The organism is Candidatus Krumholzibacteriia bacterium (assembly GCA_035649275.1).
Taxonomy (GTDB): domain Bacteria; phylum Krumholzibacteriota; class Krumholzibacteriia.
Genome location: DASRJW010000034.1, coordinates 1 through 11,588, shown reverse-complemented (window position 1 = coordinate 11,588; position 11,588 = coordinate 1). Strand labels below are relative to the sequence as shown.

Annotated in this window: 8 protein-coding genes; 3 read left to right on the top strand and 5 right to left on the bottom strand. The window is 67.4% G+C overall.

All coding sequences use genetic code 11. From position 1 onward, the window contains the following. Together VFE28_03525 and VFE28_03520 are read left to right on the top strand one after the other, a co-directional pair. On the top strand, positions 1 to 817 hold an 817-nt coding region (locus tag VFE28_03525), incomplete at its 5' end, for an ABC transporter ATP-binding protein (protein ID HZM15049.1). Positions 818 to 819: 2 nt separating this feature from the next. Continuing rightward, positions 820 to 1,929: an ABC transporter permease gene (locus VFE28_03520; GenBank protein ID HZM15048.1), complete on the top strand. Its 1,110-nt coding sequence runs from the start codon at positions 820 to 822 to the stop codon at positions 1,927 to 1,929. Positions 1,930 to 1,991: 62 nt separating this feature from the next. Here VFE28_03520 and VFE28_03515 read toward each other — a convergent pair whose 3' ends face one another. The 5 genes from VFE28_03515 to VFE28_03495 all read right to left on the bottom strand — a co-directional run bounded on the left by VFE28_03515 (position 1,992) and on the right by VFE28_03495 (position 9,948). Next, positions 1,992 to 4,877, bottom strand: coding sequence for a M14 family zinc carboxypeptidase (locus VFE28_03515; protein HZM15047.1), 2,886 nt, complete (start codon positions 4,875 to 4,877; stop codon positions 1,992 to 1,994). A gap of 164 nt (positions 4,878 to 5,041) precedes the next feature. Continuing rightward, on the bottom strand, positions 5,042 to 5,671 hold the full coding sequence (locus tag VFE28_03510; protein HZM15046.1) for an HD domain-containing protein: 630 nt from the start codon (positions 5,669 to 5,671) through the stop codon (positions 5,042 to 5,044). A gap of 4 nt (positions 5,672 to 5,675) precedes the next feature. Further along, the gene (locus VFE28_03505; GenBank protein HZM15045.1) at positions 5,676 to 6,689 is read right to left on the bottom strand and encodes a formylglycine-generating enzyme family protein; all 1,014 of its coding nucleotides are present in this window, start codon (positions 6,687 to 6,689) and stop codon (positions 5,676 to 5,678) included. A gap of 60 nt (positions 6,690 to 6,749) precedes the next feature. Beyond that, a complete protein-coding gene (locus tag VFE28_03500; protein HZM15044.1) occupies positions 6,750 to 8,180 on the bottom strand; it encodes an HD domain-containing phosphohydrolase in 1,431 nt (476 codons plus the stop codon). Beyond that, positions 8,170 to 9,948 carry a HEAT repeat domain-containing protein gene (locus VFE28_03495; GenBank protein ID HZM15043.1) on the bottom strand — a complete coding sequence of 593 codons (1,779 nt, stop codon included), beginning with the start codon at positions 9,946 to 9,948 and terminating at the stop codon, positions 8,170 to 8,172. Before VFE28_03495 ends, VFE28_03500 begins: the two co-directional genes overlap by 11 nt. A gap of 94 nt (positions 9,949 to 10,042) precedes the next feature. Here VFE28_03495 and VFE28_03490 point away from each other — a divergent pair, with 94 nt between their 5' ends. Beyond that, positions 10,043 to 11,455: a hypothetical protein gene (locus VFE28_03490; protein HZM15042.1), complete on the top strand. Its 1,413-nt coding sequence runs from the start codon at positions 10,043 to 10,045 to the stop codon at positions 11,453 to 11,455. Positions 11,456 to 11,588 lie beyond the last annotated feature (133 nt).

The following is an 11,588-nucleotide window of genomic DNA, read 5'->3' as shown; positions in this document are numbered from 1 at the left end:
CGGCCCGAACGGGGCGGGCAAGACCACCACGATCGAGATCCTGGAGGGCCTCCTCGCCCCGACCCGCGGCGAGGTGGTCGTGCTCGGCCGCCGCTGGGGGCAGGACGACCAGGCCATCCGCGAGCGGATGGGCGTCTGCCTGCAGCAGACCGTCCTGTCGGAGAAGCTGCAGGTGGACGAGACGGTGGAGCTGTTCCGCCGGTTCTACCGCAGCGGCCGCGCCGCGGAGTCGGTGATTCGCGAGGTCGAGCTCACGGAGAAGACCCATGCCCGCGTCGGCACCCTGTCCGGCGGACAGAAGCAGCGGCTGGCCGTCGCCTGCGCGCTCGTCGGCGACCCGGAGCTCCTCTTCCTGGACGAGCCCACGACGGGTCTCGATCCCCAGTCGCGCCGGCAGGTCTGGGACATCGTGAACGCCTTCAAGGCCGGCGGCCGGACGGTGCTGCTGACCACGCACTACATGGACGAAGCGGAGAAGCTCTGCGACCGCGTGGCCATCGTCGACCACGGCAAGGTGATCGCTCTCGGCACGCCCGCAGAGCTGATCGCGACGCTCGACGCCGATCACGTCGTGGCGATCTCTCTCGACGGCGACGGCGATCTCGAGCCGGCGGCGCTGGAAGCGCTGCCCAGCGTGCGCCGGGTGCGGCGCGAAGGCCCGACCTGGGCCTTGCACGTGCTGGCACCGCACGTGGCGGTCCCAGCACTCCTGGTGGAGATCGAGCGACGCGGCCGCGGCCTCGCCAGTCTCACCACCCATCACGCCACTTTGGAGGACGTCTTCGTGCACCTCACGGGGCGCACGCTGCGCGATTGAACATGAGCATCGGCCACTACCTCGAGCACAACGGCCTCTGGCAACTGACCCGGGCGCGGACGCGGGGTTTCCTGCGCGAACCCGAGGCCATCTTCTGGGTGTTCGTCTTCCCGATCTTGCTGGCCTTGGCGCTCGGCATCGCCTTCCGGGTGCAGAAACCGCAGCCCTTGCCCGTGGGAATCGCCCCGGGAGCTCACGGTGACGCCATCGCGCGCACCCTGTCTGCCGCACCGGATCTGCGGGTCGTCTCGCTTCCCAGCGCGGCAGAGGCAGAGATGGCCCTGCGGACCGGGAAGATCGTGGCCTTGATCGACAGTGAGGATGGCGAGACGACGGCGTCACGTGCGGCTCGCACCGTCAGCGACGGAGACGCAGTGCCCAGCCTCCGCGTCGTCTACGACCCGACGCGGCAGGAAAACCGGCTCGCCCAAGCTCTCGTGGTGGATGCGCTCCAGCGCGGCGCCGGACGCGTGGATCCGGTGCACATCGAGGCGGTGACGCGCACCCAGCGTGGCGCCCGCTACATCGACTTCCTCTTGCCGGGAATCATCGGCATGAACCTGCTCGGCACCGGGATGTGGGGCATCGGCTTCCCCATCGCCACCGCCCGGCAACAGAAGCTGCTCAAGCGCTACATGGCCACGCCGATGCGTCGCAGCGACTACCTGCTCTCCTTCTTGTTCGCGCGCATCGTTTGGCTGTTGCTGGAGGTGGCGGCGCTCTACGTCTTCGGCTGGCTCGTCTTCGGCATCAAGCTCACGGGCTCGTGGGCAGCGTACGTCGTGGTTGTTCTGCTTGGCGCCCTCTCCTTCTCGTCTCTGGGGCTCCTCGTGGTCAGCCGGGCCCGCACCATCGAAGCCGTCTCGGGGCTCATGAACGTGGTGATGCTCCCCATGTGGCTCCTCTCCGGCACCTTCTTCTCGTCCGCACGCTTCCCCCAGGTGGTCCAGCCCCTGGTGCAGGCGCTTCCGCTCACCGCGGTGAACAGCTCGCTCCGGGCGCTCACGAACGAAGCGGCAGGATTCTCTGCCGTCTCGCCGTCACTCCTGCTGCTCGCCGGTTGGGGACTGGTGAGCTTCGTCGTCGCGCTCCGGATCTTCCGCTGGGAGTAAGCGCGCTCCGGATCTTCCGCTGGGAGTGAGCGCGCTCCAGCTCCTCCGCTCCTCGAGTGTGCTCAGCCCTCGCCCGGCGGCGGGCGGTTCGTCGTGCTCGCCGGTTCGGGCATTCCCGTCACCGTGGGTAGATCGTTCCAGTTCAGCAGGACGTTGTAGACCAGCCGGAAGTCCGAGTGTGTCAGGTATCGATGCATGGGGTTGAAGGAGAAGAGCACGACGCGACCTTCACCCGTCGGAACATCCAAGATCGCGGGCTTGCCGTCCAGTTGTGACGGATCCTTGACGAACCCGGAAAGGAGCAGCTTCTCCTCCTTGTCCTTGCCTCCCTTGCCGGCGTCCTTGGCTTCTTCCTTGCTCGCGTCCTTGGCTACTTCCTTGCTCGCGTCTTTGCCTTCCTTTTTCCCGTCCTCTTCGTCTTCTTCCGCCTTCTTCGTCCCGAACTGCAGGACCACGAGCTCCCGATCGAACTTGCGCACGTCGAACAACGGCACGTTGCCCCGGAACACGCTGGTCATCTCCTCGTAGCCGTAAGCGATGGGATGCTCGGGTCGGAGGAATTTCGCCCGCACTTCGGAGCCCGGCGTGCCCCCGGGACGCGAGCTGTCCACGCGCCGCACGATGCCGCCGTCCACCGGCAGGGTGCCGGCGTTCGCTAGCGCCAGGAGCACACCGCCGCCGCGAACGAAGGTCTCGAGATTGCGCAGGCCGGCGAACCCCATGCCGCCGCTGATGTCCTCGGAGGCGTCCGGCACGCCATGGCTCGGGAACTCCGCCGTCTTGGTGTACGCCAGGGGCCCGAAGGAGGTGTCGTGGCCGTGCACGATCTGTTTCAGCTCGCCCGAGGTGTTCGGGAAGAGGATGACGTCGAAGCGCGACTCGAGTCGGCCCCGTTTCAGGTCGTCCGGGCTGATCAGCGTGTATGGGATGCCCTCCACGTCCAGTTGATAGCGCGCCCAGCCGCAGTCCTGGGTGGAGGTCCATGTATGCAGGACACCGAGGCGTGGCAGGTCCACGACGTGGCGGCGGACATCCGGGGCCTCGGCGGCGCCGGCGAAGGTGAGACCGAGCTTCGTGGCGACCTCGCCTACCGCCGCGGCGGAGGCGCTCACGATCCAGCTCCCCGCGGGGTAGTGGGTGCCGCCGTGCTCGAAACTCTCCTCCGCCGCCTCCACCTTGGCGCGCCCGAGACGCACCCGCGCCGCGAGCAAAGCATTCTGGCCGGTATCACGCAGGAGGTACACCGAGCCCTTGCCCACGACCTCGCCTGCGACCGGCACGGGACCCGGAACGGCGGACATCGCGGCCTCGAGTATCGCCTTGTCGTCGCAGCGTGCGCCGTCCACACCGAAGAGCAAAGGCCAGGTCCAGGCGACGTCGTCGTAGGGCGGGTTCGGTTCGTCCGCCGGGAACTTCTGCTCCTCCATGAAGTTGATGATGGCGTTCCGCATGGGCTGATCGAGGCGCACGATGGTGGTGCCGGCGGCGTGGGTCTTTTCTCCGGAAGCGAAGTCGCGGTCCAGCCGATGCACTTCGATGCCGTGCTGCAACATCAGATTGACGAGATACACCAGGCGGTTCGGGTCGCGTTGTTCGCGCGGGAAGATCCAGGCGTACGGCGCCTCGGTGCGTCCTTTTTGGACGGCGCGATCCCCCTTCACCCAGAAGTTCCGCAGCAGCTCCTCCCGGTGCAGCGCCGCGTATTGCAGGGCTTCGAGCACGCCGGCCTGCATGTAGTTCGTGTTGTTGCGTAGCGACCACTTCACTTTCTTCCCCGGCGGCCAGGGGCGATACCATTGTTCTTCCGTCACCGGCTTGCCGACGAATTTCGTTTCTGAAAGATCCCGCTCGAAGGTACCCGCCATGGAGTTGCCGAAGGTCTCGTAGAAGCGACCGATGCTGTTGTGGTTGTTCGCGACGGAAAAGAGATAGCCGGGCCACCAACCATCCCAGAAACCCCAGACCCACACGCCCGGCAGCCCCTGGGACTGCAACTCCGACACCTCGTGGTAGGCGAACTGGGTCCACTCGTTCACGGTCACCGGATCGATGGCGCGGCTATAGGGACCGTGGCCGGTGGAGATGTAGAGGAGCGGCAAGGACTCGTGCAGATCGTGCAGGACCTGCGGCCGGTACTGGTAGTACGCCCCGTGGATGGCGCGGGTGAGCGCCAGGGTGAGCTGCATCCCATCGCGATTGTTGTCGTGGAAAGCGTAATGCCCCCAGTACGGCGGGGAGGAGAACTTCGCCAGTTCTTCGATCGGCAGGTCGCGACCACGCAGGTGCCTGTAGTACCAGTCCACGACGCGATCGCGCCCATCGGGCTCGGCGACCGGCGTGATGAGGACGACGACCTGGGAACGGATGGTCTGGATCTCCGGCCGTTCGCTCACCGCCAGGCGATAGGCCAGTTCCATGAGCATCTCCGGGCTGCCGGTCTCGGGAGAGTGCAAGCCGCCCGTGAGGTAGTAGAAGACCTTGCCTGTCGCAAGCAGTGCTTCCATCTCCTCCCGCGTCGTCCGGCGCGGGTCGGCGAGGCGCTGCACGACACTGGTGTAGCGCTCGAGGTCTTGGAGGTTGCGCTCGTCGGATACGAGGGCGAGCAGGATCTCGCGGCCTTCCTCGCTGGTGCCGATGGTGTGCACCTGCACGCGCGGGCTCGCCTCGTCGAGGCGGCGGAAGTAGCGGCCCACATCGGCGGTGCGGGAGAGTTCGTTCGGCGCCCCGGCGAGGTGCCCCAGCACATCGGACGGCGACGGTACGGTGTCCGACTCGGGCACATACGACACGGTGCGAGGCAGGTACTCCTCGCCCGTGGTGAACTCCCGGATCTTTTCGACGCTCCCCGCCTCGGGCACATCGGGATCCCATGGATTGGGCTGGGCGGCAGTGCTGCTGGCGAGGAGGAGCAGGCAAACCCACGAGAACGGCGCGACGGGCGGGCGCATCCCAGGTCTCCTTTCGGGATGGGTCGGTGGGGAGCCCGTCTATTTTCGTCGCGTCAGGAAGAAAGCGCAATCCAGTCACCTGGGCGGGGGCTGATCACCTGGCAGGGGTTGAGCCCGTCGGATGGGAGTGCCCCAGTCGCGAAGGGACTCGAGGAGGCGCGGCTTCAGGAGCCGGAATCCGGCTTGTCGCGGCCGGCCCACACCCACCAGTCACCGCGATCCTCGAACCACCAGTCGCTGGAGTGGGTGTTCAAGATCCGCTCGGCGAGGTCACGGGAGATGGGTTCCTGCAGGCGCTTCAAGGCGAAGGGGATCCACTCGTCCGCTTGGGGGTTACCCCGGTCCTTTTCCTCCTTGAGGACGAGGAGCAGCTCGAGCTGGTCGCTGTCGTTGGCCAGGCGCGATTCCAGGGTGCTTCTCGCGGCGAACTCCTGCAGAAGATCTTGCAGCTCCGCACCGAAGGGCAGTGTCTCTGCCAGGTCGCGCACCGCAGCGGCCTCGTCCGCGGTCACGTACTTCTTGTTCTCGTAGTTGAGATCACCCGTACGCGCCTCAGGAAGGTCGTGCAGGAGAGCCATGAGGAGGAGTCGGTTACGATCGACGTCCGGTACCAGCCGCCCGAGCGCCAGGGCGATGTAGGCGGTGCGAAGCATGTGCTCGGCCACGCTGTCCTCGCCGCTGCCGAGGAACTGGAGTCCCGTGCGCGGCGTGCGCTTGAGCATGCCCACTTCGAAGAGAAAGTTCGCCACCGCCGCGAAGGGCTCGCGTGGTTTCTTGCCGGCGCCGGAGGGCATCGTTTCAATGCTCCGGCGGAGTGGTGGCGGGAGAACCTGGGGAGACATCCTTGGCGCAACGGAAACCGATGTTGTACCAGCGGGAGTTGGGGCCTTCGCTGCTGCGGTTCGCGCAGCGCAGGTACAGAGGATAGGCGTTGATGGAACCGCCGCGGCAGACTCGGGGACGATGGTCCACCAATTCCTCGGGGCGCAGGAACTGCAGCCGCGGGTCATTGGCGCTGTGCAACGAGTCTTCCCGCGCCAGCTCCATCTCTTCCTCAGTCTGCGGCGCTTGTTTCTTGGGCTCCAGCTTCTCTCCCTTGGGTTCCTGCAGTCTGTCACGCAGGCGTTGGCGGGAGATTCGGCCCGAGTTGTCCACGCCGCCGAACTCCGCCGGCAACACCGCGACGAGATCGGGATACGGTACGTAGACGCTCCCAGTCCACTCGCTGGCGTTCCCGGCCATGTTCACCACACCGTAGGGGCTGGCGGCTTCGAGGTGAGCGTTCACCGGCACGAAGAAGCGACCGGTGTTGGCCAGGTGGCTGTCGTAGTCGTTGCCCCAAGGGTAGCGCCGCCCGTCGGTGCCGCGTGCCGCCTTCTCCCACTCGGCCTCGGTCGGCAGGCGCTTTCCGGCCCAGCGCGCATAGGCCATCGCATCCCACCAGGTGACCTCGACGATGGGGTAGAAGTCGGCGTCGTAGGCGTACTTTCCTTCCGTCCAGCTGGGTGGCGGCGGGTACCCCGTGGCATCGATGAAACGCTTGTACTCGATGTGGGTGACTTCGAACTGGTCGATGTAGAAGGCCGGCACGTTGACGACACGCTGGGGTTTTTCGTCCCCCTTCGCCTGTTCATCCGCTTCGGTGCTGCCCATGAGGAAATCCCCCGCGGGGATCAGCACCATGCCTTCGAAGGGGTCCGCGGTCGGTTCGTCGCTTCCGGCGGTGCGCCACGCGCCCGCTGCCAGAACGATGGCGCAGAGCACCCGCAAACAACGGACTCCAGGCCTGTGGTTCGCCCGCTGCACCAGCATACGCACGCCTCCGGGAACGCCGTGGCAGAAATATAGAAGGGTTGACCGACGCGGGCAAGACTAGGGGGCGGCGAGAAAGATGGAGGCCGGGGCGATCTCGAGGGGCTCCGGGTCGACGCATGCAGCAACGCTGCGCGCGTAGTGGCCCGTCTGTGGATCGAGCTGACCGAGGTCCACGATCGGGTCCTGCGTCACCGGCTGCCCGCCGCCATCGAGGAGCACGCAGACCTGGGGGCGGTGCAGGCGCTCCGGCGTCTGGTTGGGCCGGACCACGACCCCCACCGCGGCGTCATCGAGCCGCACCGTCGTGCCCGGTGGATAGACGCCGAGGAAGCGCACGAAGCGCCGGACGAGCAGGGTGTCGAAGCGCAATCCCGTGTTTTCCAGCATGTAGGCCAGCGCTCGGTCGGGGCGGACGGAGTGCTGGCGGTACACGCGGCGGCTGGTGAGCGCATCGTAGGTATCGGTGATGTGCACGATCTGGGAGGCCAGGCTCGGGGTCCAGCCCGACGGCAGCTTCGGATAACCTTCGCCCCAGACGCCGAGATGGTGTTCGAGGGCGGCAAGCGCCGCCGAGGCGGTGAGCTCGAGCGGTCCGGACTCGAGCAGGCGCAGGGCGCCGTGCAGCGTGTGCCGGCGCATGCTCGCCCACTCCTCGTCGATGAGTGCTCCCTGGCGCTCGAGCACCTCGGTGGGCACGTTCATTTGCCCGACGTCGTGCATGAAGGCGGCGAGACCCACGGCTTCGCAGTCCCGTTTGGCGAGCCCCGTCTCGCGGGCCAGTGCCAGCGACAGGATGGTGACGTTCACCGCGTGGGTGAACTCATAGCTCTGCATGCTCTTGATGCAGGTGAGCCCGAGGAGCGGCGCCCCGTCCTCGTCGAAGAGATCCAGCATGCGCTGCAGCAGTCTGCGGATCGCGTGCCACTGCACCGGCCGTTGTTGCTTCAGATCGTTCTGCGTCTCGTGATAGAGGCGCGCCGCCTCCAAGTACAGGCGCTGCGCCATGGCCCGGTGCACGGAGAGCCCCGCCCCTTCGGGAAAGTGCAGGGATTGCCCGCGCTCCGCTTCCAAGGCGCGGATGTGCTTGACCTGGGCACGCTCCAAGCGACGGGACACCTCGCACCACAGATCGCCGGGCAAGCCGGAGCGGCCGAGCACCTCCAACGCCGCGAGCAGCTCGTTGACCCCGAGACCGGGCAGGATGCGCAGCCCCCGCAGACCGGCGGCCCGCAGGTTGCGCAGCAGGCGGCGGGTGTAGACGCGGTCCTCATCGCTGCGCGGCAGACGTTTGCCGTCGAACTCGAGGAACTGGCCGATGCAGTGCAGCTCGATCGCCGGGCACTGCGCCAGCAAACGGGTGAGCCCGGCATGAAGGAGTGCGACCAGATGCGGCGAAGGCTTCTCCCCCGAACGCACGCTTTCAATGCCGGCTTGGATGCCGCGCACCACGGTGGTTTCCAGCGCCGGAGTCAGGAACTCACCCGACATGGGTTTCCTCCGCGGGCGGCGGCTCCGGGTCACCGAGCAGCACGTCTTCCATCCCGGCCCGCGGTTCGTGGACGCCCTGCAGCGCACTGCGGCAAGCTTCGCGGAGCCGGCCATCGCGGCTACTGGCGTACTTCTGCAAGAGCCGCCGCGCCTGGGGCCAGCGGCTCTCGCCGAGGGCGATCGCGGCGCCGCGCCTGAGCTCCGCCGTCCAGCCCTTGCCGGTCCAGCTGCGCTTTTCCAGCATGGTGACGAGCTCGCGCAGCGTCGTCTCGTCTGCCAAGCGCCCGAAGGCGCGGAAGAAATCGTCGCGCTCGCTGGTAGCACGGTCGCGAAACTCCGCCGTCTCCAAGATCGTCTCCCGCAGCTTTGGCAAGGCCCGACCGTCGCCCCGCGCCGCCAGGGCCCAGACGGCGGTCTGTCGCACGCGTTGCTCGCCATCTTCGAGGATCTCGCACAGCATGGTCGTGGCGCCCTGCTGATCGTTAGTGAGAAGCGCGCGCACAACCTCGCAGCGCACGCGGACGTCTCGATGCCGCTTGCAGCGGCTCAAGTGCGTTAGCACCTTGGCACCGCCGATGCGCGCCAGGACGTCGACGAAGTCCCGCATTCCCTCCCAAGAGTCGGAGGCAACGCTCTGAGCGAGCACCTGCGGGTCGTCGGCGCATAGTGCAGCCAGCACCGTGATCCACTGGGCCCGGGCCGCGTCCTCGGCAGGTGGGGGCAGGTGCTGCCAGAGAGGCTGAATCCCCTCGTCGCCCAGGAGGCGCAGGATTTCCTGCACGACTTCGTGTTGCTGCGGATGGGTGGACGCCGCCTCCAGGATGGAAGCGAGGAAGGGCACGTGGACGGAACTGCAGATCCGGCGACCGAGGGCGCGCACGGTCGAGTACACCGCGGCGTGGGCCGAAGCGGGGCGCAGCTTCCGCAGCACCTGGCGCACCGCCTCGAGATGCGAGGCACCGAGGTGCAGGTCCACGACGCGAAGGAGCGTTTCCCGCGCCAGCGCCTTGGTCCCTGCATCCTCGTCGCCGAGCTGGATGCTGGCGAGCAGCTCGGTGATGCGCTCCAGACTGAGCTCGGGGTTGGGGAAATGCGTCCGCATCGTCTCTTCGAGACCCGGCTCGTCATGGAAGACCCGGCGCAGCGGCGAGGACGGTTCGTCCAGATCCAAGTCCGGGAAGGCTTCGTTCTCTCGGCCCGAGGAGAACACTGCATCCAGGGCGGTGTTGGCCGAGAGCTCGTCCGCCCGCGGCACCGGGATGTTGACCGAGTCGAAGATCTCGCTTCCTGCCCCCACCCCGAAGACGAGATCGTCGCGGCAACGGAAGGAGATGCGGCGCAGATCGCTCTCCCAGAGCATGGTACCGATGGAATCCGCTTCCTCCACACCGAACGGGGCTCGATGCAGCACGCCGACGAGACGTACGATCTCTTCGCGCGCCACGCCTTGCTTGAAAACGAGCTCGACGACATCGCCCGAGTGCAGGAGCGAAGCGGCGAGGGTATGACGCGGCCCCGGGCGGGTCGCGGCCTCGCCGGCGACGCGCAAGCCGCCAGCGGTCACTTGCAGGCGGAGGAAGCGCGCTTCTTCCAGGTAGGCGGCGAGCTGCCGGTCGAGACTTTCCACCAAGGTCTCGAGGCGCTGCGCCAGACGGGCGCCGCCGCGCGCGGTTTCCGGACGTCCGGCGCGCACCACCGCTTCCAGCGTCCGGACGAGCCGGCGTTCGCTGGGGCGCGATGCGTTTGGAGTGCCTGCTGTGCCAGCCATCCCACACCCTCCGGGTCGACCCTTTCACGCAAAGCCGGTGCCACGCCGGGCCTTTCGTTGCCTCGCCGCGGCACCAGGTCGTAGCCTCCGGGGCATGAACCGCGACAGTGCTCTGGCCTGCGCCGCTTTCGTCCTCGTCACTGCGATCGCTGCCGGCCTGCTGCCGGATCTCCGGCGTCCCAGCATCCGCGGTGATGGCGTGGGCTATTACGCGCCGCTCGCCTCGGTCGTCATCGATGGGGATCTGGAGCTGCGGAACGAGCTCGAGCACTTGAATCCGCGCTACCTCCAGGCGGCCTTCATGACCCCCGAAGGCAAGCTGGGTGATCCTTTTCCGATCGGCCCGGCGCTCTTGTGGGCGCCTGCGGTCTTCGTGGCGCGAGCGCTGCCCGCGATACAGTTTCTAGACGCACCTGTTCTGGAATCCACGCAGACACCGCACCCCGGTTTCGCGCCGCGTTATGCCCGGGCGCTCGCGGGGACGGATTTCGTCCTCGTTCTTCTCGGAGGCAGTGTGCTCGCGGCGACGCTCGCCGCGACGTGCGGCTGGATGCGAGCGGCAGGAGCCTGCGTGGCTGCAGTCTTCGGCACGCCCGTGGCGTATTACACCTTGGCGGACCCATCGTACGGTCATGCGGCGAGCTTCGCCGTCGTCGCCGTCTTCGTCGCTGCCGTGTGGCGAGATCGAGCCGCGGTACGAACCGGTGCCGCGCCGCCAGGAAAGTCCTTGCCCCTCGAGCTGCTCGGAGCGCTCTTCGGCATCGTCACGCTCGTCCGCTCCCAGGATGCGGCCCTCGGCGTCCTACTCCTCCCGCGTCTGCTGGAGGAATGGCGCGGGCCGCGACGCGCGCAGCTCTGGCGTCTCGCCTGGCCCGCCGTTCTCGCCTTCCTGCCGCAGATGCTCTTCTGGCAACGCATCTACGGCAAATTCCTCCTCGTCCCTCCTGGGCCGGACATCGGACCACTATGGAAGCCTCAGGTATTTCACCTGCTCTTCTCGACCTGGAACGGCATCCTCCCCTGGTCACCGGTGCTGTTGCTCGGTCTCCTCGGCTGGATCCTGGTGCGGGATCGGCCGCTGCGCCTGGCGCTGGCGGTGGCGCTGCTGCTCGCTCTCTACTCTTCGGCCATCCTTCTCGATTGGTGGGGCGGCAATGCCTTCGGTCCCCGGCGCCTGACCGCGCTCGCGCCGCTCGCTGCCATCGGTCTCGCGCACGCGCTCACTGGCAGCCGCGTCCGCTCCTGGGTGCTCGGGCTCGTTTTGCTGCTCCTCTGCGCCCTCGACCTGCGTCTCGCCGACTACAAGGTGCGGCATCTCCTCCCCGGCAATCCGGGAAACGCCGCCGACTACGTCCGGCACTATGCTCCGGGTTCGAAGCGCACCTTCCCTTACGGACACCTGGATTACGCTCGTCTCATCGCCGAGTGCTTCGAGGCGGAGCGGATGCGTGGTGCGCAGGAAGCGCGAGGCAGGGAAGAGCGAGCGCCGGAGACGGGACGACCCTGACAGGTCACTACGTCCCTTGGCGGTTGGGCTGGGGCGGTCCCAACGTTTCCTGTGCGATGCGCTCCGCCTCGCGCAGCTGTTCCTCGCGGAGGCCGGCCCCCAGGAGCGCTTCTCGATAGCGCGCCAAGCGCGG